The sequence below is a fragment of the Rhodoligotrophos sp. CJ14 genome, assembly GCF_038811545.1.
GTDB lineage: Bacteria > Pseudomonadota > Alphaproteobacteria > Rhizobiales > Im1 > Rhodoligotrophos > Rhodoligotrophos ferricapiens.
In genome coordinates this window covers 3,333,503-3,357,496 of record NZ_CP133319.1, presented here as the reverse complement: position 1 = coordinate 3,357,496, position 23,994 = coordinate 3,333,503, and the positions used below count along the sequence as shown (strand labels likewise).

Sequence of the window (23,994 nt, the reverse complement as noted above, 5' to 3'; positions counted from 1 at the left end):
CTGATGCGACTGACTGACAAGGAAATCGAACGCTATTCCCGACATCTGCTGTTGAAGGAGGTCGGCGGCCCCGGCCAGCAGCACCTGAAAGCAGCAAGAGTGCTGGTGGTGGGCGCCGGAGGGCTCGGCGCACCGGTGCTGCTCTATCTTGCGGCAGCAGGGATCGGCACGCTCGGCATTCTCGATGATGACGAGGTGAGCCTCTCCAACCTCCAACGACAGATCGTCCACAGCACACTGAGCCTCGGGGCTCCGAAATCGGAAAGTGCCGCTGCAGCAATCCGCCGCCTCAACCCGCATGTCAAGGTGCGTTGTCACACGCTGCGACTGACACCCGAAAATGCGGTGGGGCTGGTCTCCGATTACGACATCGTCGCGGATGGATCAGACCTGTTCTCAACCCGACTCGCGGTCAGCGATGCCTGTCGAGCCGCGCGCGTTCCGCTGGTTTCGGCGGCTGTTGCCCGGTTCGATGGCCAGATCACCACGTTCAAACCTTACGAGATGCGTGAGGATGGACGGCCCTATCCATCCTATCGGGACCTTTACCCCGAGGGTGTCGACGCCGGAGCGCTGCCAACCTGCGAGGAGGCGGGCATCATTGGCGCGCTGACCGGCGTCGTCGGCTCAATGCAGGCGCTCGAAGTGATCAAGGAGCTCCTAGGGATCGGCGACAGCCTTGCCGGACGTCTCCTGGTCTATGACGCCCTGGGACCCCGCTTCTATGAAATGGCGATCGGTTGAGTCTTTATGGTCCTACGGGCGGTCATTGAGCGCGTTCCCGCACAGTGATATCCCAGGAGCAGTCATGAAGGGAGGCTCAGATGACTCTGACGCTCTATTACGCGCCTGGCGCTTGCTCTTTGGCATCTCACATCGCGGCCCGCGAGGCCGACATTCCAGTCGAACTCGAATCGGTATCCCTGCGAAACAAGAAAACGGAAGCCGGGGACGATTTTCTCGCGATCAATCCGAAGGGCTATGTTCCAGCTCTGAAGCTCGATGATGGTCAGGTGCTGACCGAGAACGCAGTCATCCTGCCCTATTTGGCTGACCAGAAGCCAGAGGCGGGGCTCATTCCGCCGGCGGGCTCCACGGACAGGCTTCACGTATTGGAATGGCTGTCCTTCACCGGCACGGAGCTTCACAAACCCTTCATCGCCCTGTTCGTGCCGAATGCGCCAGAGCCGGCCAAGGATTTCGCCAAAGGGCTGCTCACACCACGCTTGAAATATTTGAACGACGCGCTTGGCAGCAAGACCTACCTGACCGGCAACCGCTTCACGGTGGCGGATGCCTATGCCTGGGTGGTGCTCAGCTGGTGTGATCGCGTTGGCGTGGATCTTTCGGCCTATCCGAACATTCAGCGGTTTCAGGCGGAGGTGAAATCCCGTCCCGCCGTGCAGCAAGCTCTGAAAGAAGAAGGCCTCGCCTAGTTGATCACGTCGTAGACGGGGGCGCGGTTTCGTGGCCCCCGTGTGCGCACCGTCAAATCATATTGGGCAGAACGCGATCCGGTGGCGTGTGACCATCGACGAAGGTCTTGATATTGATGATGACCTTCTCGCCCATATCGACGCGGCCCTCGAGGGTGGCTGAGCCCATATGGGGCAAAAGCACCGCGCGGGCGCATTTGATGAGGCGCGGATTGACCGCGGGCTCATGCTCGAACACATCGAGGCCTGCACCGCCAAGCTCGCCGGCTTCAAGCATCCGCGCGAGCGCGTTTTCATCGATCACCTCGCCACGGGAGGTGTTCACGATGATTGCGGTGGGCTTCATGAGGCGCAGCCGTCGGGCGTTCAGAAGGTGATATGTACCCGGGGTGTGCGGGCAGTTCACCGAGATCACGTCCATGCGCGCGAGCATCTGGTCGAGGCTTTCCCAGTAGGTGGCCTCGAGTTCCTCCTCGAGCCGCGCATTGACCGGCCGGCGATTGTGATAATGAATCTGCAGGCCAAAGGCCTTGGCGCGCCGGGCAACAGCCGATCCGATGCGGCCCATGCCGACGATCCCCAGCCGCTTGCCATAGATGCGATGGCCGAGCATCCAGGTGGGCGACCAACCGGTCCAAGGCTGGTCGCTGCCAATGACGGCCGCCCCTTCCGTAAGCCGTCGGGCGACGGCCAGGATGAGCGCCATGGTCATATCGGCAGTATCTTCGGTGAGCACACCTGGCGTGTTGGTCACGATGATGCCGCGGGCATTGGCGGTCTCGACATCGATATTGTCGACACCGGTGCCGAAGTTGGCGATCAGCTTGAGCTGAGGGCCAGACCGGGAGAGAACCGTCTTATCGATCCGGTCCGTGACCGTCGGCACGAGAACATCCGCAGTCTGAACGGCGTTGATGAGCTCGGCCTGGGAGAGAGGATGATCATTCAGGTTCAAGCGCGTGTCGAAGAGCTCGCGCATGCGCGTTTCCACCACATCCGGCAGCTTGCGCGTGACGATCACCAGCGGTTTCCGCTTTGGCATTGAGCCCCTCCTAGACCTCAGACGGGAGAATAGAGTCCCGCCCAGCCATAACAGGCCGAGGCTCACTCTTTAAGTCCGGATAGGGCTTGTGTAAACTGCGCTCGCAATGATGTCGGTCTTCCACAGACCCAGCTCGGCATTCTGGCGCAATCCGCTTTGAGGAAGATTTTCAAGCTCTTGTCGCCTGAATGGTGGGTGAGACAAAGGCTGGGTGATTCGCGAATGGAGCAGAGAAGCAGGCGAGCGGCGTCCGTCGTCGTCATCCTGGCGGGCGTACTGGCGGTGATCATCGCCGTCGTGGGCGCCTTCAATGTCGGGCAGCGGGCAAACGCGACGGATGACGCATCAAGCGCCAATACGGCGCCCAGCGCCGGGCGCGGGGTTGGCCCGAGCGGGCAGCCGTTGCCACGTTTCGTCAGCCTGAAATCGGACAAAGTAAATGTCCGCCGGGGGCCAAGCAGTGATCATCAGGTGGCCTGGGTGTATTCGCGCCGGAACCTGCCTGTCGAGATCATCGCCGAGTTCGAAAATTGGCGCCGCATTCGCGACAGCGACGGCGAGGAGGGCTGGGTCTATCACAGTCTTTTGTCGAGCCGGCGAACCGTCCTCGTCTCGCCCTGGAAGACCGGACAGACGGTGATGATGGTCCAGCAGGCAAGCGATGGCAGCCGACCTGTTGCGAAGGTCGAATCGGGTGTGCTCGGGGTCATCGAGCAGTGCACAGGGCAATGGTGCCGGGTGGAAGCCGGCGGCTATAGCGGATGGCTGCCGCAGAACATGCTGTGGGGCGTTTATCCCGGGGAAAAGATCGAGTGAGGGGCAGAATCCGCCGCGAAAGCCCATCCTGTCGGATAGGCGCTCATTCAAGCTGTGGGTCGTTCGCGGTCGGGCCTGCCGATCAGCTTTCGCGCGCCAGGCGGATAATCACATCAATCCGTGAGATCGAGGTGCCTTCGGGAGCGCTTGGAACACCAACGACCTGCAGTTCCTCGCTTTCGATGTCGAGGAGAGTGCCGCTGTTCTCGATGAAGAAATGGTAATGGTTCGAGGTGTTGGTGTCGAAATAGGTCTTGGCGCCTTCGACCGCCACTTCGCGCAGAAGACCGGCACGGGTGAACTGATTCAGCGTATTGTAGACCGTTGCCAGGGAAACCGGCACGCGCGCCCGGACTGCCTCGTCGTGCAGTTCTTCCGCAGTGACGTGGCGATCCCCCACGCCGAAGAGAAGGCGGGCAAGCGAAACACGCTGCCGCGTCGGACGCAGGCCTGCATGCCGCAGCTTGGCCACGACCATGGCCTCCCCAGCCTGAACCACCGGCTCCTTCATGCTCACCTTCAGCCAATCGATAAAGGTCGTCCGCGCCATTCCAGCACGGGTGAGAACGTCTCGCATGTAGCATTTGTGACGAGATGCGGCAAGTTGCATTCCGTCGCACAGTATGGCGTCTCACAATAAGGAGGCGAAAAGCTTTCAGCGCCGCCTCTGGTATGCTAGGAAGCGGCAAGTTGCTCAGCCGGTGGCCGAGCACACATATTTGTCGAAACGCTGGGTCTCGTCTATAGCGAGCCCATTTTAGAACAAAGCTTGGGCAAGGATGCTTCAGCGGAAATCGAGCTATGGCTATGAGGAATTACTCGCCTGCGCCCGTGGCGAATTATTCGGACCGGGGAATGCTCAGCTCCCCCTGCCGCCAATGCTCATGTTCGACCGGATTTCCTCCATATCGGAGCAAGGCGGTCAGTATGGGAAGGGCGAAATCGTCGCCGAGCTCGACATAAAGCCTGACCTTTGGTTCTTTCCCTGCCACTTTCTGGGTGATCCCGTCATGCCCGGCTGCCTCGGCCTCGATGCCCTCTGGCAGCTCCTCGGCTTCTTCCTCGGCTGGCTGGGCAGCCCCGGCAAGGGACGCGCGCTCAGCGTCGGCGAGGTGAAGTTCACGGACATGGTGGTCCCCTCGGTGACCAAGGTCGAGTATGTCGTCAGCCTCAAACGGGTGGTACAACGGAAGCTGACCCTCGGCATCGCCGATGGTCTGCTGAAGGCGGATGGCCGCGCCCTCTATACCGCGCAGGATTTAAAGGTCGGCCTGTTCACCCCAAGTAAGGCGTGAACCCTAGGTTTAGCAGTAGAAGAGAAGGACCTTGCCGTGAGGCGTGTGGTCGTAACAGGACTTGGCATCGTATCCAGCATCGGCAACAACAGCCAGGAGGTCCTGGCCTCGTTGCGTGAGGCCAGATCGGGGATCAGCCGAGCGGAAAAATATGCGGAGCTGGGCTTCCGCTGCCAAGTTCACGGCGCTCCCACATTGCCTCCCGGCGAATCCGTCGACCGCCGGGCGATGCGGTTCCTCGGCGATGGCGCCGCATGGAATCATGTGGCGATGGAGCAGGCCATTCGAGATGCCGGGCTCGAGCCCAACGAGATCTCGAACGACCGCACGGGCATCGTGATGGGCTCCGGTGGCCCCTCGACCCGCGCCATCGTGGAAGCCGCCGACATCACCCGCGAAAAGGGGCCCAAGCGCATCGGCCCATTCGCAGTGCCCAAGGCCATGTCATCGACGGCTTCAGCCACGCTGGCCACATGGTTCAAGATCAAAGGGGTGAACTACTCAATCTCCTCGGCTTGCGCGACCTCCACCCATTGCATCGGCAATGCGGCCGAGCTCATCCAATGGGGCAAGCAGGACATCGTCTTTGCTGGGGGGTGCGAGGAGCTGGACTGGTCCCTGTCGAACCTGTTCGATGCCATGGGCGCGATGTCGTCCAAGTTCAACGATACGCCCACCAAAGCCTCAAGGGCCTATGACGCAAATCGCGACGGCTTTGTCATCGCGGGTGGCGCAGGCGTTGTTGTGCTCGAAGAGCTTGAACATGCCAAGGCGCGGGGCGCCAAGATCTATGCCGAGGTGGTCGGCTATGGGGCAACCTCCGACGGCTATGACATGGTCGCGCCATCCGGCGAGGGCGCCGAGCGGTGCATGCGCATGGCCCTGTCGACGCTCAAGGGCGAGAAAATCGATTACATCAACCCGCACGCAACCAGCACACCGGCGGGCGATGGTCCTGAGATCGACGCAATCCGGCGGATCTTCGGGTCCGGAGACAATTGCCCGCCCATTTCGGCGACCAAATCGCTCACCGGCCATTCCCTAGGGGCGGCCGGCGTGCAGGAGGCGATCTATTCGCTGCTGATGATGCAAAACGGCTTCATCGCCGAAAGCGCGAATATCGAAGAGCTCGACCCTGCCTTTGCTGACATGCCGATCGTGCGGAAGCGCATCGACAATGTCGAACTCAACACCGTTATGTCCAATTCCTTCGGGTTCGGCGGCACCAACGGAACTTTGATCCTCAGAAGATACTCGGCTTAAGCCGGAGGGGCCAAAACTTATGGGAACGATTGTCCAGACGACAGGAAGCGGCCTGATGGCGGGCAAGCGGGGCCTGGTTATGGGAGTGGCCAATGACCACTCGATCGCCTGGGGTATCGCCGCGGCGCTACACAAACACGGTGCCGAGCTCGCCTTCACCTATCAGGGCGAAGCCTTCGGCCGGAGGGTCAGGCCGCTCGCAGCATCGGTCGGCAGCGATATTCTGCTGCCCTGTGATGTCGAGGACGTCGCCACGGTGGACGCGGTCTTTGACCAGCTCGGCAAGACATGGGGCAAGCTCGATTTCGTCGTTCACGCGATCGCCTATTCCGACAAGAGCGAGCTCAAGGGCCGCTATGCCGAGACGACCCGGGAGAATTTCATCCGGACCATGGTGATCTCCTGCTTCTCCTTCACGGAGATTGCGCGGCGGGCTGCTCCGCTGATGACCCATGGCGGCGCGCTACTCACGTTGACCTATGGCGGGTCGACGCGGGTCATGCCGAATTACAATGTCATGGGTGTTGCCAAAGCCGGTCTCGAAGCCAGCGTGCGCTATCTCGCAGCCGATTTCGGGCCGCAAAATGTGAGGGTGAACGCCCTCTCGGCGGGGCCCATGCGCACCCTTGCGGGATCCGGCATCTCGGACGCGCGTATCATGTACAACTATCAGAAGAAGCACGCGCCTTTACGCCGGACGGTGACGCTCGAGGAAGTCGGAGGTGCTGCTCTCTATCTTCTCTCAGATCTCTCGAACGGAGTGACCGGCGAAATTCACTATGTGGATTCCGGCTACAACATCATTTCGATGCCCCGCCCGGATGATATCAGCCGAGAAGCCGTCGAGGAGGATTCGGTGGCAACTCCACGAGAGGCTGCGCAATAAGCGCAGCGCGAGGCTGAGGGATCGTCGAATGTAGAAAAGGCGCAGCCATCAGCTGCGCCTTTTTTGTCACGGGGGCTGCTCGATGACATCAGGCAGAGCTTCCCCGCTCCGCCCGATGGTGATCAGCCAGCTTGACCGTTCAGCTCTGCACCTCTTCGGTGGTGGCCTCGGGCTTTGCCTCCTGCTTCGTCAGGTCTGCGCCGGTCTCCTGGTCAACAGCCTTCATGGAGAGCCGCACCTTGCCGCGCGGATCAAAACCAATCAGCTTGACCTTCACGGCCTGGCCTTCCTTCACCACGTCCGAAACCTTTTCGACACGGTGAGGCGCAAGCTCGGAGACGTGAACCAAGCCGTCCCGGCTTCCGAAGAAGTTCACGAAGGCGCCGAAATCGACGACCTTGACCACCTTGCCGTCATAGATCTCACCGATCTCCGGCTCAGAGACGATGCTCTTGATCCATTTCATCGCTGCATCGATCGACTCGCTCTTGGACGAGGCGATCTTGATGGTACCGTCATCGGAGATGTCGACCTTAGCGCCGGTCTTCTCGACAATCTCGCGAATGACCTTGCCGCCGGACCCGATCACTTCGCGGATCTTGTCGACCGGGATGGTCATCACCTCGATGCGCGGTGCATGCTCGCCAAGCCCGGATCGGGCCGAAGCCAGTGCCTTGCTCATCTCACCGAGGATATGCATCCGGCCTTCGCGGGCCTGGAACAGCGCCGTCCGCATGATTTCCTCGGTGATACCGGAGATCTTGATGTCCATCTGGAGAGAGGTGATGCCCCCCTCCGTGCCGGCCACCTTGAAGTCCATATCGCCGAGGTGATCCTCATCGCCCAGGATGTCCGAGAGAACCGCAACCCTGTCATCGTCCTTGATGAGGCCCATGGCAATGCCCGCCACCGGCCGCTTCAGCGGCACGCCCGCGTCCATTAGAGCCAGGGATGCGCCGCAGACCGTTGCCATGGAAGAGGAGCCGTTGGACTCGGTGATCTCGGAGACGACGCGAATCGTGTAGGGGAACTGCTCCTTCGGCGGCAGCAGCGGATGAACCGCCCGCCAGGCCAGCTTACCATGGCCGATCTCGCGGCGACCAGTGAAGCCGGTGCGTCCGGTCTCGCCAACGGAGAAGGGCGGGAAGTTGTAATGCAGCATGAAGGCTTCCTTGTAGGTTCCTTCGAGTGCATCAACGAACTGCTCGTCCTCACCCGTGCCGAGTGTGGTGAAGACCAGCGCCTGCGTTTCACCACGGGTGAACAGCGCCGTACCGTGAGCACGCGGAACAACCCCGACCTGGCAATCGATCTGGCGGATATCCGTCAGGCTGCGGCCGTCGATGCGCTTGCCGGTATCGAGGATATTGCCGCGGACGATCTTCTTCTCGAGCTTCTTAAAGGCTTCCGAAACCGCCTGCGGGTCGACCGCCTTTTCAGGATCTTCGCTGGCGAGAGCCTGCGCCACCTCGTCACGAACCTGGCTGATGGCCTCCTGACGGGCGGCCTTCGACACAATCGTATAGGCGTGCCGGAGCTTTTCCTCGGCAAGGGCCTTCACCTGCTCATAGACCGGCTGGTTGTCGGGCAGCTGCACCTCACGAGGCTCGCGCGCCGCCTTTTCAGCCAGACGCACAATGGCATCAATCACCGGCTGGAAGGCTTCGTGGCCGAACATCACCGCGCCGAGCATCACCTGCTCGGAAAGCTCATGAGCCTCGGATTCGACCATCAGCACCGCATCGGCGCTGCCGGCGACCACGAGATCGAGCTTCGTGTCGGGCATTTCCTGCAGGGTCGGGTTGAGGATGTACTCGCCATCGACATAACCAACCCTTGCCGCGCCGATCGGGCCCATGAAGGGTATGCCTGAAATGGTGAGCGCAGCGGATGCCGCCAGCATGGAGACGATATCGGGATCGTTCTCCATGTCATGGGCCATGACCGTCACGATCACCTGGGTCTCGTTGCGGAAACCGGGAACGAATAGCGGGCGGATGGGGCGATCGATCAACCGGGAAACCAGGGTTTCCTTTTCCGTCGGCCGGGCCTCACGTTTGAAAAAACCGCCAGGAATTTTTCCGGCGGCGTAGCTTTTCTCCTGATAGTTGACCGTCAGGGGAAAGAAATCCACGCCCGGCTTCGGCGCACGCTCCGCGACCGCTGTGGCGAGTACCGTGGTTTCGCCATAGGTGACCAATACGGCACCGTCGGCCTGGCGTGCGATACGACCGGTCTCGAACCGGAGCGGCCGCCCACCCCATACCAATTCTTCTGTGTGGATATCGAACATATCGTACCTTCCTTAGCCCTCGCCGCGCTCATCGTCACAACATCCCATGCGGCATCCTGGTGGGCTTGGGATCGCCGGCCCCTTGCCGACGACCCAATATTAACGCGTTTGGTCCTCCGCGGATGCGAAGGTGTAAGTTCAGCGGCGAATACCCAGCTTTTTGATGATGGCCTGGTAAGCGGCCTCATCCTTGCGCTTCAGGTAATCGAGCAGCTTACGACGACGGCTGACCAGCTTCAAAAGACCACGACGGGAATGGTTATCCTTGGTGTGCGTCTGAAAATGCTCGGTCAGATTCTTGATGCGCTCGGTCAACACGGCGATCTGCACGGGAGCAGATCCGGTATCCGTGGAAGACTGCGCGTTGTCCTTGATAACTTCGAGCTTACGCTCAGCAGTAATCGACATCGGGTTACTCCTCTCCGTTCCGTTGGCCAAGCTAGGCCAGATTGAACACGCGCTTTGGTTTCAGGGCTCCGTTACAGATCTCGACCAGCGCCACGGGCTTGCCGTGCAGCTCAGCGAGAAAGGTTCCGTCTAGAACGGGAGCGTCTCTACCGCGCATGATGACCGGCTGGCCTCGTCTGAGGCGAGCCGCGTCCGCACTGCCGATGGCCAGGGCCGGGATGTCGTCCAGCGCGGTCCCGACAGGGCGGAGTACTTCAAATAGGGCCTCTCGGCCGGGTGTCTTATCGCTCAAATCCTCGAGCTCTTCCAGCGAAATCATATCCGTTTCGCCAAGCGGCCCCACACGGAGCCGGCGAAGGGCGACGACATGGCCGTAACAGCCCAATTGTCGGCCCATGTCACGGGCCAGAGCCCGCACATAGGTGCCGGGCCCACATTCGGCCTCGAACACGAACTGGTCGTCATCCAGGATCTCGACGAGGTCGAGGCGGTCGATCACCACCTCACGGGGTGCAATCACCACGTTCTCGCCCGAGCGCGCCAAGTCATAAGCCCGTTCACCCGCAATCTTGATCGCCGAGAATTGGGGGGGCGTCTGCATGATCACACCCAGAAAATCATCAAGAATGTCATCCACCTCCTCGGGCGAGGGCCGCTTGGCATTCTCGGCGACGACCTCGCCCTCGATATCATCCGTGTTGGTTTCCTGGCCCCATTGCACTGTGAAGCGATAGACCTTTCTGCCCTCAACCACGTAGGGAACGGTCTTTGTGGCTTCGCCCAGGGCAATGGGCAGAAGACCGGTGGCCAGGGGATCGAGCGTGCCGCCATGGCCGGCTTTCTGCGCGTTGAACAGCCGCTTCACCCGAGCAACGGCTTGGGTGGATGTTATGCCCTGAGGCTTGTCGAGCAGAATCCAACCGTCAACAGCGTCGCCCTTCCGTCTACGCGCCATAGTTACGATAGTCCCTCTGTGCTACTGATCCGAGTTGAACCCTGCGTCGTCGTCATCGTCATGCCGCAGGTCGCGCGCCACTTCCGGCCGATGCAGGATCTCGTCCACTCGCGCTGCATAGTCCAGGGATGTGTCCTGGCGAAAATGCAGGTCTGGCATGAATTTGAGCGTGATCCGCCGTCCAACCTCGGCCCGGATCCGCTTACGCGACCGATCAAGCGCGCTCATCACCTCCGCCGAACGATGGCCGGCAAAGGGGATGACATAGGCCGTGGCATGCCGCAGATCGGGGCTCATGGAGACCTCCACGACGGTGACTGCACCATCCAGCGCAGGGTCGTTCACATCGCCACGCGAGAAAATTTCCGCGAGAGCATGACGAATGAGCTCGCCTACTCGCAACTGCCGTTGGCTCGGTGCGCCTTTGCGATGATCTGCCATGGGAAGCCTCTTCAGGGCCGGTCACGATCAGAGATGATCAGACCATAATCGCCCAACGGGGTCGCGCTTCCGCAAGGGGAAAAGGCGACCTGCTGCCTAAAGCAGGAAACCGGAGCCAGTGGCACCGGTTTCCAACATACTCATATGAGCGGCGAATCAGTCCAGCGTGCGGGCGATCGATTCGACGCGGTAGCACTCGATGACATCGCCAGGACGCATGTCCTGATAGCCTTCGAACGCCATGCCGCATTCCTGGCCGGCCACAACCTCGCGCACCTCATCCTTGAAGCGCTTGAGCGTGGCCAAGGTGCCCTCGTGGATGACCACGTTGTTGCGGATGAGGCGAACCTTGGCACCGCGCTGCACAACACCATCGGTTACGCGGCAACCCGCGATCTTGCCGACCTTGGAAATGTTGAAGATCTCCAAGATTTCGGCGTTGCCGAGGAATTCTTCCCGGAGTTCCGGCGCCAGGAGGCCGGTCATGGCCTGCTTCACATCGTCAACCAGATCGTAGATCACGTTGTAATAACGGATTTCGATACCGGCCTGTTCGGCTGCCTGCCGGGCCTGCGCATTGGCACGAACGTTGAAGCCCAGGATAACGGCGCCAGACGCCGCGGCCAGAGTCACGTCAGATTCGGTGATACCGCCAACGCCATAGAGCAGCACCCGCGCGGTCACTTCCTCGTTGCCCAGCTTCTCGAGAGCTTGGACGATGGCTTCGGCCGATCCCTGAACATCGCCCTTGATGAGGACAGGCACTTCCTTGCGCGCGCCCTCACGGAGCTGGCTCATCATCTGCTCGAGAGACGCTCGAGCCGTGGGCGCCACGCCCTTGAGCTCGCGACGCTTGCGCTCGCGATACTCGGTGATCTCACGCGCCCGGCCTTCGGAATCGACCACAACAAACTGGTCGCCCGCTTCCGGGGTGGAGTTCAGGCCGAGAACCTCGACCGGCACCGAGGGCCCGGCCCGGGTGATGCTCGCGCCACGATCGCTGACCAAGGCGCGGACACGGCCCCAAGCGGTTCCTGCAACGAAGATATCACCGACCTTCAACGTGCCACGCTGGATCAGCACCGTAGCAACGGGACCGCGGCCCTTATCAAGCTGCGCCTCGATCACGGTGCCATCCGCTGACCGGTCCGGATTAGCCCGCAGCTCCAGCAATTCTGCCTGCAGCAGAACCGTCTCGAGCAGCTTGTCGAGATTCATACGCTTCAGCGCAGAGACCTCAACCTCGAGCGTGTCACCGCCCATGCTCTCGACCACAACCTCGTGCCGCAACAGATCAGTGCGGACCCGGTTGGGATCAGCATCCGGCTTGTCGATCTTGTTGATGGCAACGATGATTGGGACATTTGCAGCGCGGGCATGATTGATCGCTTCGACCGTCTGAGGCATCACGCCGTCATCGGCGGCCACAACCAGCACGACAATGTCAGTGACCTTCGCGCCGCGTGCGCGCATCGCAGTGAACGCAGCATGGCCCGGCGTATCGATGAAAGTGACGAGCCCACCTGGCGTTTCCACCTGATAAGCACCGATGTGCTGGGTGATGCCACCGGCTTCGCCAGCAGCCACATCCGCATGGCGGATAGCGTCAAGCAACGAGGTCTTGCCGTGGTCGACATGCCCCATCACGGTGACGACCGGCGCACGCGACTGGGTATTCTCTGCGGTGTCCTCGACGCCCATGAGCCCTTCTTCAACGTCGGCCTCGGACACACGCTTGACGCGATGGCCCATTTCCTCGGCGATGAGTTGCGCCGTGTCGGCGTCGATGATGTCGTTGATCTTGTGCATCTGTCCCTGACGCATCAGGAATTTGATGACATCAACGGCACGTTCGGCCATGCGGCTCGCCAGTTCCTGAATGGTGATCGCCTCGGGGATGATCACATCGCGGACGATTTTCTCGCTCGATTGCTGGAATTGGCCGGACTGCTTCTTCTGCCGCTCCTGACGGCGACGCATCGAGGCCAGCGAGCGCTCGCGACCCTCCTCTGCGCTCAGGGCGTTGCCGATGGTCAGACGGCCACGGCGACGCTCCACGTCCGACTTGACCCGGGCCGGCGCCTTAACCTCGCGCTTGACCTTGCCCCGACCGCGAACATCCTCATCCTCTTCGAGGTCAACGACCTTGGCCGGAGGCGGCGGCGTTACGGGCTTGGCCTGCTCTACGGGCCGCTTCTCTTGCTGAGGCTCAGCCTTCTGCGGCGCGGGGGCGACCTCAGCCACGGGTTCCGGCTTTTCCTGCGGCTGTTCGGCGACGGTCTGGGACGCAGCCTCGCCCGCCTGCTGTTCGGCCTCGCGCCTCAGACGCTCCTCTTCGGCCTGCCTTGCAGCCTCGGCCTCGCGCTCCCGGCGCTCGCGCTCCTCGATTTCCGCACGACGACGCGCTTCTTCCTCAGCCTTGCGGCGCTCTTCGGCGTCACGCACCCGCGCTTCGGCCAAAGCCTGGTGCCGTGCGTCCCGCTCCTCGTCGGTCAGGGTGCGCAAGACGACGCCGCTTCGAGCACCACTGTCACGGGGTGCTGCGGGCCTACGCGAATCAGCACGCGGGGTATCCGCCTGCGGTGCCCGCGCCTGGGCTCCGGACTGAGGCGACGGCGGCTGCGCAGGACGAGGCTGGCGCATCGTCTGATCAGAAGACGGGCTCACTGGCGCCGGGGCCGCACGATTCTGCTGCGGCGCCGGATCAGCTGGGAATTCTTGCCGCCCGCCAGGCGTGCCCGTTCCGATCGTGCGCTTGCGCTTCTTCTCGACCACCACCTGCTTGGTGCGGCCGTGAGAGAAGTTCTGCTTCACCCGACTCTGTTCAACGGTGTTCCTGCGGAGACTCAATGTCCGCCCGCCGCCTGCCGTCGCGTTATCTGTGTCTTTTGTATCCGTCATTCCTCAACGGTCCTGCAGCGCAACTGATCTGCTCGTAGCAGAGATGTATCGTTCGTACCTGCGCGCTGCCTTCAGGAACGCCTTCGTCAATCTATCTTGGCCGAGGGCAGCATGTATCACATTTGACCTGCCCAATGCCAAACTCAATTGCTCTCCTGTGAAGACTTCAACGATCTTCACCTCTTTCGTCGCCGACGCGATGAGCTTTCCCTGCAGCTTTCGCCGCCCGTCAAGCGCTCCGTCAGCCGCTTCGAGCAGGACCGAAATCCGGCGCTTGGCAATCACCTCGGCCACTTTCTCGAAGCCAGTGGTCACCAGGCCCGCCCGATTGGCAAAGCTCAGCAAGCCAAGGGCCCGCTCGGCCATGAGCATCGCCACCCGATCGGCAAGGTCTTCGATGACCTTGACCTGCTGCTTGAAGCCGCGGGCAAAAAGCTTCTTCCGCACCGCCTCTTCAACCAAGTGGCGCCGGGCGAGCACCCAAACGCCCCGCCCAGGCAACTCGCGCTTCAAATCCGGCGTGACGGACAAATCCGGCGCCAGAACGAAGCGGATCATATCCTCTGCGTCATGGATCTCGCGCGTGACAATACACCGCCGCTCGACCCTGCCCCCCTCGCCCATCGCCGGCCCTGCGTGAGCGCTGGTCTCAGGCCGTTCCCTCTTGGTCTGCCGCAGAGTCTCCGCCTTCAACTTCCGCGTCCTCAATCTCAGCATCCGGCTCAGCTTCCTCCGGAGAGATCCAGCCGGCCTTCACTCTCGCCGCCATGATCAGCCGCTCGGCATCGACGGCACTCACCTCGATATGGGACAGATAGCCCTCGTGTTTGACCACTTCACCTTTCTGCCGCTCAGTCCAGCCGACCAGATCGTCGGTGGCGCAGCCCGCCAGATCCTCCACGGTCTTCACGTCATTCTCGCCCAAGGCAACCAGAATGGCCGGGGTCATCCCATCGATGTCCGCCAAGGCATCCTCAACGCCGAGCTCACGCCGCCGCTTGTCATTCTCAGCGGCCACGCGGTCCAAATATTCCCGCGCACGCATCTGCAGCTCCTCGGCGGTGCCTTCATCAAATCCTTCGATCTCCGCGATGTCATCGACGGGAACAAAGGCAACCTCTTCAATCGAATCGAAGCCTTCGGAGGCCAAAAGCTGCGCGATCATCTCATCGACGTCGAGAGCCTCCATGAAGGTCTGGGTGCGCTCGGCGAATTCCTTCTGCCGCCGCTCCGATTCCTCGGCCTCGGTCATGATGTCGATATCCCAGCCGGTCAGCTGGGAGGCGAGCCTGACATTCTGGCCACGGCGGCCGATGGCCAGCGACAGCTGATCGTCGGGCACGACCACCTCGATCCGCTCGGCTTCCTCGTCCAGAACAACCTTCGTCACCTCGGCTGGCGCCAAAGCGTTCACGATGAAGGTGGCGGCATCGGGCGACCAAGGAATAATGTCGATCTTCTCGCCCTGGAGCTCGTTTACGACCGCCTGCACGCGACTGCCACGCATACCCACACAGGCACCGACCGGATCGATCGAGCTATCCTTGGACCGAACGGCAATCTTGGCACGGCTACCGGGATCACGCGCGACCGAAACGATTTCGACGATGCCATCATAAACCTCAGGCACTTCCTGCGCAAACAGCTTGGCCATGAAGGATGGATGCGTGCGCGACAGAAAAATCTGGGGGCCGCGCTGCTCGCGCCGGACATCGTAGATATAGGCGCGGATCCGGTCGCCATTGCGCACGGTCTCGCGCGGCAGAGTCTCGTCGCGCCGAAGGATGGCCTCACCACGGCCGAGATCGACAATGACATTGCCGTATTCGACACGCTTCACAAGCCCATGCACGATATCGCCGACGCGGTCCTTGTACTCGTTGTACTGGCGCTCGCGCTCGGCCTCGCGCACCTTCTGCACGATGACCTGCTTTGCGTTCTGCGCAGCAATGCGGCCGAAATCGATGGGCGGCAGAGGCTCGGCGATGAAGTCCCCGACCCGTGCGGCCGGATTGCGGCGGCTTGCATCCTTCAAGCTGATCTGAGTGTGCTCGTTCTCAACGTTGTCGACCACCTCGAGCAGACGCTGCAGGCGCATCTCGCCGGTCTTGGGGTCGATCTCGGCGCGAATGTCGTTCTCGCTGCCGTAACGCGAACGCGCAGCACGCTGGATAGCGTCCTCCATAGCCTGGAGAACCACCATCTTGTCGATCGACTTCTCGCGGGCGACCGCGTCCGCAATCTGCAGCAGCTCAAGCCTGTTCGCGCTTACCGCCGTCTCAGCCATTCCTTCACTCCGATCATCACCGATGCACCTTGCGCGATCGGCTAATCCAGATAGTCCTCGTCCTGCTTGTCCTGGCGCTTCAACGCCATTCTGAACAGCTCATCGGTCATCACCAGCTTGGCCTCGGCGATATCCTCGAAGGCCACAACCACTTCAACCTTGCCGCCGGCCTCGCTGCTGTCATCCACAACGATACTGACGCTCCCACCGGTGACGCCCTTGATGACGCCGCGAAACTTGCGGCGTCCATTGACGGGGCGAAGCAATTCCACCTTCGTCACGTGCCCAATCGAGCGCTCAAAATCGATCAGCCGCACCAAAGGCCGATCAATACCGGGCGAGGAGACCTCAAGCGTATATTCCCCGGCGATCGGGTCTTCGACGTCCAGCAAAGGTGAGATTACGCGGCTGACAGCCTCGCAATCATCAATGGTCATCGTTCCGTCGGGGCGTTCGGCCATGATCTGCAGGGTCTGACCGCGCTCGCTCGTCATTCTGACGCGCACGAGGCGATAACCCATGTCGACCAAAACCGGATCGACCAGTTCGGCCACCACACGGGCCGGCCCTTCTTCCCGAGCCAAACGGGCAGCCCAGATAGGATCGCCGCCCCGGTCCTGTGCGTCAGATGCGTCCAATAACAAAAAAAGCGGACCCTTGACGGGCCCACTCCCACAACTTCGAGCCTCTCACGAGGTCGATCATATGAGAATGACCATGCTTGGTCAGCAATATAGCGTCTTGCACCGAGATGACAACCCTGTTCGGGTCCATTAACCAAGCATCGCACGCAAGATCTGTATTCTCGCCAATCGGGAGTTGCGCGCCGCTTAAACCCGGCGGAAGCGGAGATACACAGGGGTGCGTCCCTCGCGCAGTGCCTTTTGCTCATAGCGGGTCTGAGGCCAATCTGCGGGTCGTGCGCGCCAATCCTCCGGATGCTCGGCCAGCCAAGCCAGCGCAGGCACATGGCGGGCATGTTCCATCATCCACCTGATGTAATCAGGGATATCGCTTGCCAGCCGCAGCTCCGCACCAGGCTTGAGCGCCTGGGCAAGGCGCGAAAGGGTATCGCTGTTGACGATACGACGCTTGTGATGACGCTTCTTGTGCCACGGGTCGGGAAACAGAACGAAGGCGCGGTCCAGAGACGCTGGGGGAAGCGCCTCCAGCAGAAGGCGCGCATCGCCATCGAAAACGCGGATATTGCCAAGCTTCTCCGCATCTATGGCCGAGATCAGCTTGGCAACGCCATTGATGAACGGCTCCACGCCGATCATGCCAACGCTCGGGTTGCGGCGGGCGTGCCACAGGAGATGCTCGGCCCCACCGAACCCAATCTCAAGCCATATTTGCGTAACGGGAGATGAGAATGCGCCCGTGAGCGGGGATGGCAGCCCATCCGGATCCAGGCGCAGCTCGGGCAGAAGCGTGTCCAGCAGCGATGCTTGGGTCGGCCGCAGCTTATGGCCGCTGCGGCGCCCATAGATCATGCCTCGACGGCGCAGGTCTCCTTGCGGGCGATCGTGCTCGCCCGCCACCGAATCAGAACGCACGCCGCAATTCGTCGACGAGATCGGTTTTTTCCCAGGAGAATCCACCATCGGCCTCCGGCTCGCGACCGAAGTGCCCATAGGCCGCCGTACGCGCATAAATCGGCCGGTTGAGCTTCAGATGCTCGCGGATGCCACGGGGGGACAGATCAACCAGCTCGCTGAGCAGCCTTTCCAGCCGGCTCTCGTCGACGGAGCCGGTGCCATGGGTGTCCACATAGAGGGACAGAGGCTTCGACACGCCGATCGCGTAGGAAACCTGGATCGTGCAGCGATCAGCAAGGCCCGCTGCAACCACGTTCTTGGCGAGATAGCGGCAGGCATAGGCGGCAGAACGGTCCACCTTGGTGGGATCCTTGCCGGAGAATGCGCCGCCGCCATGGGGCGCGGCACCGCCATAAGTGTCGACGATGATTTTGCGGCCAGTCAGGCCGGCATCGCCGTCGGGACCACCAATGACGAAGCGGCCGGTCGGATTGACGTAGAACTCCTCCTCGGGCGGGAACCAGCCTTCGGGAAGGACTTCCAGGACATAGGGCCGCACGATTTCGCGAACCTGCTCCACCGAGACCTTTTCGGAGTGCTGCGTCGAGACCACAACCGAGGTGGCCCGCACCGGCTTGCCGTTCTGATAGAGCAGCGTCACCTGGCTCTTGGCATCTGGCCCGAGGTCCGGCTGGGCGCCGGAGTGACGCGCTTCGGCAAGGGCCTTCAGGATGCGATGGGAATAGATAATCGGCGCCGGCATAAGCGCGTCGGTCTCGCGGCAGGCATAGCCGAACATGATGCCCTGATCGCCCGCGCCCTCGTCCTTGTTGCCGGCGGCATCAACGCCCATCGCGATATCGGCCGATTGCGCATGCAAATAGACCTGCACATCGGCTTCTTTCCAGTGGAAGCCTTCCTGCTCATAGCCGATGTCGCGAACCGCTGCCCGCGCCACATCGACCAGATGATCCTTGGTTATGCTCTCTGGCCCGCGGACTTCGCCGGCCAACACGATGCGATTTGTGGTAGCGAGCGTCTCGCATGCCACACGGGCGTGCGGATCAGCCGCGAGATAGGTGTCGACCACCGCATCTGAGATCCGGTCGCAGACCTTGTCCGGATGACCTTCCGAAACCGACTCGCTGGTGAAGAGATAGTTCTGTCTAGCCACTGAGATCTCTGACCTGTTGGCCATGGGCGCGGCTTTTCGCGGCCAAGGACTTGCGCCGGCAGGAACGGTTTCACACCCAAGTGGAACGCGTCCGTCTTGCGCCAGGACCGTGTTCTGTCAAACGAACGGCGCGACGTCAAGCCGGGAAGCTGAAACCGTGAAGCCGATTTGCCCCTCAGCCCTCCTGGTCAACACCCTCGCCGGCCAAAGTTCGCACCAATTCCACCACCTTGCGACGAACACTCGGATCCTTGATCTGAGTGAAAGCCTTGTTGAGCTGCAGGCCTTCGGAACTGGTGAGAAAATCCATGATGATTGGCTCACCCGCGCTCTCGGCAAAGCCCTGCTCGACCGATGCATTGACCGAGGAGTGCGGCAGTTCCTCAAAGAAATACTGCACGTTCACACCGAGAATGCGGCCCATCTGGAACAGGCGGCTTGCACTGACGCGGTTCGAGCCCTTTTCGTATTTCTGAACTTGCTGGAAGGTCAGGCCGAGCTGCTCTCCCAACTTTTCCTGGCTCATGCCGATCAGCATTCGCCGCATCCGTACACGGCTACCGACATGGACGTCGATTGGATTAGGATTCCGTTTTACCATACTTGCCCCTCAGGCCGCGTACCCCCAGCCTGACAATGTTCGCAATATCGAGAATCGATACACCAGAACGGCAATCTGCACTACACGATTGTATAAAGACCGACCCCCGTCAAGACAGTCGAAACCTTAAGATGGGAGAGCGTTCTTGTACAGATCGATGACAGAGAGAGTGAGCGAGCGTGCTTCGCAAACCCGTTGCCGCGCCAATTAGTTACGGCACTTTGTGGCGTGATTTCAGGGCGAATTTGCCTTCTTAATGTTTGTTCTCGAGGATTTTAGTCGAATTGAAGTAAACAACGCCAAGCTCAGGATCAAAACAAGAATCCAGTTACCATATTTGGAATACAGTGTTGGCGGCAGAGCTGGTGGCAACATACCGTCGATCAAGCCTCGTTTACCAAGCCCGATCTGCTCCAAAATCCTGCCATAGGGGTCAATGACTGCTGATATTCCTGTGTTGGCAGCCCTCACCAGAGGCAACCCCTCCTCGATCGCACGAAATCTTGCTTGTGCAAGGTGCTGGTAAGGCCCGAAGGATTGGCCGAACCATGCGTCATTGGTGACATTCACCAACCATTGCGGCCGGTTGGCTTCATCGACCACCTCTCCAGGAAAAATCGCCTCATAGCAGATGAGCGGACTGAAGGGCGGTATGCCTGCAAAGCTGAGCGTCTGTGGCCCTTGCCCAGCTGAAAAGCCCCCGGGGAGCGTCACGAGTTTGCGCAAGCCCAAGGGCCGCAGCCAGGATTCGAGGGGGAGATACTCGCCAAACGGCACCAGATGCCATTTGTCATAATACGCAACCACGTTGCCCGTATGATCGATCACCTGAAGACTGTTGTAGAACAGCCCCTGGCTGGCAGGATATTCGGGATCCTGCTCGCGGCGGATGCCTCCGGTGAGAAGGGTCACGTTCTCTGGCAGGATCGCGCCGATGACGCCTCGGATATCGGCCCGTTCATCGATCAGAAAAGGCAAGGCGCTTTCCGGCCAGATCAGGAAGTCGACGGCGTCCAGGCCTTGCGGATTGGTGTCGGGCGTGGCCGCGGAAAGCTCGAGGAAGAGGTTCAGGATCTGGGGCGCATGTTCCGGCGACCACTTCTCCCCCTGTTCTATGTTCGGCTGGACTATGCGCAACCGTGGTCCGAGTGCAGGCGCACTTCCCTCCCCTGACAGCCGCATTGCCCCCCAGGCAGATGAAAGAGCAAAGGCCAAGACCAACAGCGCGGGCGCCGCCCAGCGCCAGGGGCCAGAGCGTGCAGGGCCCTCCTTCACGCGAGGGATGAACAGGACCGGGAGGCCGGCCAAAAGCAGGGCGAAGAAGGTCAATCCATAGGCGCCGACCAGCGAAGCAGCCTGGGCTGGAGCGTCTGCAAAGCCGAAGACGTATCCCGGCAGGGCCCAGGGAAAGCCGGTAAAGAGATGGCCGCGCAGCCACTCGGCTATGGTGAGACAAGCGGCCAGGGCCAGCAGACGGCGGATGCCTGGCCGCCAGAGGAAAGTGGCTGCAGCCGTGGCGAGCCCCCAGTAGATCGCCATGGCGGCCGGCAGGATGACGACGCCGAGCGGCATCATCCAAGCGTAGGTCTCGGCCTCCACCAGAAAAGCCTCGCCGATCCAGTAGAAGCTAACGAGGAAGTAGCCGAAGCCGAAGGCCCAACCGATAGCGAATGCTGTTTTTAAACGCGGGCGGCTCTCACCTGCGTGCCCTAGAGCGGCCGTCCAGTTTTTGCTGCCACGGACCTTCGGTTCGAGATCACGCTCCGTAGCATCAAGCAGACAGACGAGAAGGGTGATGCCCAAGAACAGCGCCGGCAGCAGATAGAGCGGTGGCTGAGCCAGGGCTGACATGGCGCCCAATGCCGCAGCCAAGCACAACCGCCGCCACCCGCTCAGCGTCATGATTCGATCAAGGGCTCGTTCCATGGGCGACCGATAGGGTTTCCCGCACCCGCCGGTCAATGCGGAAAGACGGCTCAGCCGTGCCCGTTCCTGTCAACAGCCCCCTATCACTGTTGCGTGAAGTGGCCGTTGCCGTTGGAAGCTCGCAGTTCAGCGTTGGGAATGATCTTGATGGTCTTCAACCGGCGGGGATCGCTGTCGAGAACCTCGAAGACAATGCCGCTGGGATGGGCGATCGTTTCGCCACGGGCGGGAACGCGGTCGACCAGCGAAAACAGCAGGCCGCTCAGCGTGTCGACATCCTCGTCTTCGTCATCCGGCAGGAGGTCCACATTGAGGAGGCCTTCAACATCCTCGATCGCGGTGCGCGCATCGGCGATATAGCTGCCATCGACATCCTGGCGGATCATCGCGTCCTCTTCGTCGTGCTCATCGTCGATGTCGCCGACGATCTCCTCGACGATGTCCTCGATGGTCACCAGACCGGCCGTTCCGCCATATTCGTCAACCACAAGCGCCATGTGGCTGCGCGTGGCCTGCATCTTCACCAAGAGGTCCGCTGCCGGCATGGAGGGGGGCACGAACAGCACATCGCGGAGGCAGCCAGTGTGGCGAACCTCAGTATCGAGTGGTACTGCAGCGAGACTGAGCGCCGGTGCGGCCGCGACAATGGCACTGATGTCGCCATCGGGCGTACGCTCCGGCAGAGGACGCCCGGCCATGCCATGGCTGATGATCCAGCCGATCAGATCCTTGATGTGGAGCATGCCGACCGGCTCATCGAGCGTTTCCCGATAGACCGGGATGCGCGAATGGGTCGCGTCGGCGAAAAGCAGCAGCGCCTCGTTGAGCTTGGCCTTCTCGTTGATGGCGACAATATCGGCGCGGGAGACCATGACGTCGTCGACCCTGAGCTCGCCGAATTCCAGGATCTTGAGCAGCATAGAGCGCGCTTCGGGGGAAGCGGCGGAGGCTGCTCCCGACGCCTCGTGGCTGTGGAGAAGTGCCTGGATATCGGATCCGAGGCCCGGATCATCGGCGCGGAACACTTGCCGCAGCCGCGACCAGATTTGACTCAAGGGGCTGCGCTCCGGCTGGTTGCCGGGGAGCGTCGCATGCGACGCGGCACCGTCGTTCGGTACCGCTATGTTGGTTCTAGATTGAGGGTCGTCGTCCATCGTCAGGATCAATGTTCCGGCACGGCCATCACTCGGTCATGCCCATAGGGATTGGGCAATCCAAGCCGTGCCAGCGCTTCGATTTCGAGCGCTTCCATGGTTTCGGCCTCGTCGTCTTGCTCATGATCGAAGCCAGCAAGGTGCAACATCCCATGCACGATAAGATGCGTGAGATGATTTGCCAATGGCTTGCCCTGCTGCAAAGCTTCCTTTTCGACAACAGAGCGTGCCAGCACGATGTCGCCAAGCATCACCGGCGCATCAGCAACCTGAGGACCTCCGCCCGCAGGAAAAGACAGGACGTTCGTTGGTTTATCCTTACCCCGAAACTCGGCATTTAAACGGCGGACTTCTTCGTCATCCGTGAAAAGCACGCAAACTTCGGCTTCCCTATAGGACAGCCCTGCAACAGCCAAGGCCGCCAAAAGGCCCGAGCGGGTCAGATCTTCGAGGCCATTCACCGCGTGCCAGGCCTCGTCCTCAATGAGAATATCGACGCTCAGCCCGGGCGCTGCGGGTGCCTCCTTGGTATCACCCATGATCAATCCATGTCTTCCGGCCGCGTCCCCGAGTGCCCACGATCATAGGCCTCAACGATCCGCGTCACGAGCGGATGGCGGACGATATCGGCTTGGGTGAACCTCACATGGGCGATGCCCTCAACCCCGTCAAGCAGCGACAGCGCATCAACGAGCCCCGAGCGGACACCTCTGGGGAGGTCTACCTGGGTCGGATCGCCGGTCACCACCATCCGGCTTCTTTCGCCAAGCCGCGTGAGGAACATCTTCATCTGCTGCGGGGTCGTGTTCTGGGCTTCATCGAGAATGATGAAGGCCCGCTGCAGCGTCCGGCCACGCATAAACGCCAGTGGCGCAATCTCGATCGTGCCGTCGGTCAGGCCGCGGGCAACGAGATTGGCGGGAAGCATGTCGTAAAGCGCATCATAGAGTGGCCGCAGATAGGGATCGACCTTTTCCTTCATGTCGCCCGGTAGAAAACCCAGCCGCTCTCCCGCCTCAACGGCTGGCCTCGACAGGATGATGCGATCAACTTCACCCGCTGCGAGAGACGCCGCCGCGGCAGCAACCGCAAGATAGGTCTTTCCGGTTCCCGCAGGCCCTTCACCGAAGACAAGCTCGTGCGTCTTCATCGCCGCCATATAGGAGCGCTGCATGGGCGAGCGGGGATGGATCACCTTGCGCTTGGTGCGAATGGCGACATCCCCAGCCGGAACGTCATGGGTATGGGCGCGGGCCCGGCGGAGCCGGATTTCACCCTCGACCTCACCGACATCGATACGTGCGCCTCGCCTGAGCTTTTCAAAAAGGGCAAGCAGAACCTCGCGGCCGGTTTCGGTGGCCGCGGCAGGACCTTGCAATGCAACTCTGTTACCGCGCGGGGTAACCTCGATGCCAAGACGCTCCTCGATTAGCGCGAGGTGCTCGTCATGTTCGCCGAAGAGCTCGGAGAGAAGCCGGTTATCGTCAAAGGCCAAGATCAGCGTGTCTTGACCAGCGGCGTTTTGCCGCACACCATCGATGATATCGTCACCCGCCTGCGTAACAGGACACAAAGCGC

At 61.2% G+C, this 23,994-nt stretch carries 23 protein-coding genes; 6 read left to right on the top strand and 17 right to left on the bottom strand.

The window, feature by feature from the left end; all coding sequences use genetic code 11:
• The first annotated feature begins 3 nt into the window (after positions 1–3).
• Both RCF49_RS15645 and gstA read left to right on the top strand, forming a co-directional pair.
• The gene (locus tag RCF49_RS15645) at positions 4–744 is read left to right on the top strand and encodes a HesA/MoeB/ThiF family protein (RefSeq protein ID WP_342640732.1); all 741 of its coding nucleotides are present in this window, start codon (positions 4–6) and stop codon (positions 742–744) included.
• Between the two features lie 80 nt (positions 745–824).
• Entirely contained in the window at positions 825–1,436 is a 612-nt protein-coding gene (gstA, locus tag RCF49_RS15640; protein WP_342640731.1) for a glutathione transferase GstA, read from the top strand.
• Positions 1,437–1,488: 52 nt separating this feature from the next.
• Here the strand turns inward: gstA and RCF49_RS15635 are convergent, their stop codons facing one another.
• Positions 1,489–2,478: a 2-hydroxyacid dehydrogenase gene (locus RCF49_RS15635; RefSeq protein WP_342640730.1), complete on the bottom strand. Its 990-nt coding sequence runs from the start codon at positions 2,476–2,478 to the stop codon at positions 1,489–1,491.
• A 222-nt stretch (positions 2,479–2,700) separates the two neighbouring features.
• Between RCF49_RS15635 and RCF49_RS15630 the strand changes: the two genes are divergently transcribed.
• Positions 2,701–3,294, top strand: coding sequence for an SH3 domain-containing protein (locus tag RCF49_RS15630; RefSeq protein WP_342640729.1), 594 nt, complete (start codon positions 2,701–2,703; stop codon positions 3,292–3,294).
• Between the two features lie 82 nt (positions 3,295–3,376).
• Here the strand turns inward: RCF49_RS15630 and irrA are convergent, their stop codons facing one another.
• Positions 3,377–3,805 (bottom strand): iron response transcriptional regulator IrrA, encoded by a 429-nt coding sequence (gene irrA, locus RCF49_RS15625; protein WP_432807407.1) that lies wholly within the window; start codon positions 3,803–3,805, stop codon positions 3,377–3,379.
• Between the two features lie 268 nt (positions 3,806–4,073).
• On the opposite strand from irrA, the gene fabA reads away from it, so the two are divergent.
• The 3 genes from fabA to fabI are packed head-to-tail and all read left to right on the top strand — an operon-like array spanning position 4,074 to position 6,738.
• Positions 4,074–4,589 carry a 3-hydroxyacyl-[acyl-carrier-protein] dehydratase FabA gene (fabA, locus tag RCF49_RS15620; protein ID WP_342640728.1) on the top strand — a complete coding sequence of 172 codons (516 nt, stop codon included), beginning with the start codon at positions 4,074–4,076 and terminating at the stop codon, positions 4,587–4,589.
• Between the two features lie 36 nt (positions 4,590–4,625).
• Positions 4,626–5,852: a beta-ketoacyl-ACP synthase I gene (gene fabB, locus RCF49_RS15615; RefSeq protein ID WP_342640727.1), complete on the top strand. Its 1,227-nt coding sequence runs from the start codon at positions 4,626–4,628 to the stop codon at positions 5,850–5,852.
• Positions 5,853–5,907: 55 nt separating this feature from the next.
• The gene (gene fabI / locus RCF49_RS15610) at positions 5,908–6,738 is read left to right on the top strand and encodes an enoyl-ACP reductase FabI (RefSeq protein WP_342640726.1); all 831 of its coding nucleotides are present in this window, start codon (positions 5,908–5,910) and stop codon (positions 6,736–6,738) included.
• Between the two features lie 139 nt (positions 6,739–6,877).
• On the opposite strand, the gene pnp is transcribed toward fabI, so the two are convergent.
• The 15 genes from pnp to RCF49_RS15535 all read right to left on the bottom strand — a co-directional run bounded on the left by pnp (position 6,878) and on the right by RCF49_RS15535 (position 23,989).
• Positions 6,878–9,031, bottom strand: coding sequence for a polyribonucleotide nucleotidyltransferase (gene pnp, locus RCF49_RS15605; RefSeq protein ID WP_342640725.1), 2,154 nt, complete (start codon positions 9,029–9,031; stop codon positions 6,878–6,880).
• 138 nt (positions 9,032–9,169) lie between these two features.
• Positions 9,170–9,439 carry a 30S ribosomal protein S15 gene (gene rpsO, locus RCF49_RS15600; RefSeq protein WP_342640724.1) on the bottom strand — a complete coding sequence of 90 codons (270 nt, stop codon included), beginning with the start codon at positions 9,437–9,439 and terminating at the stop codon, positions 9,170–9,172.
• Between the two features lie 31 nt (positions 9,440–9,470).
• Positions 9,471–10,394 (bottom strand): tRNA pseudouridine(55) synthase TruB, encoded by a 924-nt coding sequence (gene truB / locus RCF49_RS15595; RefSeq protein ID WP_342640723.1) that lies wholly within the window; start codon positions 10,392–10,394, stop codon positions 9,471–9,473.
• A gap of 21 nt (positions 10,395–10,415) precedes the next feature.
• On the bottom strand, positions 10,416–10,835 hold the full coding sequence (rbfA, locus tag RCF49_RS15590) for a 30S ribosome-binding factor RbfA (RefSeq protein WP_342640722.1): 420 nt from the start codon (positions 10,833–10,835) through the stop codon (positions 10,416–10,418).
• A gap of 156 nt (positions 10,836–10,991) precedes the next feature.
• Positions 10,992–13,736, bottom strand: a complete 2,745-nt coding sequence (infB, locus tag RCF49_RS15585; RefSeq protein ID WP_342640721.1) for a translation initiation factor IF-2 — start codon at positions 13,734–13,736, stop codon at positions 10,992–10,994.
• Positions 13,737–13,739: 3 nt separating this feature from the next.
• Complete coding sequence (locus tag RCF49_RS15580; protein ID WP_342640720.1) at positions 13,740–14,453, bottom strand: RNA-binding protein; 714 nt, start codon at positions 14,451–14,453, stop codon at positions 13,740–13,742.
• Positions 14,386–16,023 (bottom strand): transcription termination factor NusA, encoded by a 1,638-nt coding sequence (nusA, locus tag RCF49_RS15575; RefSeq protein ID WP_342640719.1) that lies wholly within the window; start codon positions 16,021–16,023, stop codon positions 14,386–14,388. Before nusA ends, RCF49_RS15580 begins: the two co-directional genes overlap by 68 nt.
• Before the next feature lie 41 nt (positions 16,024–16,064).
• Entirely contained in the window at positions 16,065–16,661 is a 597-nt protein-coding gene (gene rimP / locus RCF49_RS15570) for a ribosome maturation factor RimP (protein WP_342640718.1), read from the bottom strand.
• A 192-nt stretch (positions 16,662–16,853) separates the two neighbouring features.
• Positions 16,854–17,579: a tRNA (guanosine(46)-N7)-methyltransferase TrmB gene (trmB, locus tag RCF49_RS15565; protein WP_342640717.1), complete on the bottom strand. Its 726-nt coding sequence runs from the start codon at positions 17,577–17,579 to the stop codon at positions 16,854–16,856.
• Entirely contained in the window at positions 17,569–18,735 is a 1,167-nt protein-coding gene (gene metK / locus RCF49_RS15560; protein ID WP_342640716.1) for a methionine adenosyltransferase, read from the bottom strand. The genes trmB and metK overlap by 11 nt, the downstream gene beginning before the upstream one ends.
• A 175-nt stretch (positions 18,736–18,910) precedes the next feature.
• On the bottom strand, positions 18,911–19,336 hold the full coding sequence (locus RCF49_RS15555) for a helix-turn-helix domain-containing protein (RefSeq protein ID WP_342640715.1): 426 nt from the start codon (positions 19,334–19,336) through the stop codon (positions 18,911–18,913).
• A gap of 234 nt (positions 19,337–19,570) precedes the next feature.
• Positions 19,571–21,238, bottom strand: a complete 1,668-nt coding sequence (gene lnt / locus RCF49_RS15550; RefSeq protein WP_342640714.1) for an apolipoprotein N-acyltransferase — start codon at positions 21,236–21,238, stop codon at positions 19,571–19,573.
• 107 nt (positions 21,239–21,345) lie between these two features.
• Entirely contained in the window at positions 21,346–22,317 is a 972-nt protein-coding gene (locus RCF49_RS15545) for a hemolysin family protein (protein ID WP_342640713.1), read from the bottom strand.
• Positions 22,318–22,424: 107 nt separating this feature from the next.
• Positions 22,425–22,958: an rRNA maturation RNase YbeY gene (ybeY, locus tag RCF49_RS15540; protein ID WP_432807406.1), complete on the bottom strand. Its 534-nt coding sequence runs from the start codon at positions 22,956–22,958 to the stop codon at positions 22,425–22,427.
• Positions 22,958–23,989 (bottom strand): PhoH family protein, encoded by a 1,032-nt coding sequence (locus tag RCF49_RS15535; RefSeq protein ID WP_432807296.1) that lies wholly within the window; start codon positions 23,987–23,989, stop codon positions 22,958–22,960. Before RCF49_RS15535 ends, ybeY begins: the two co-directional genes overlap by 1 nt.
• Positions 23,990–23,994: the final 5 nt, after the last annotated feature.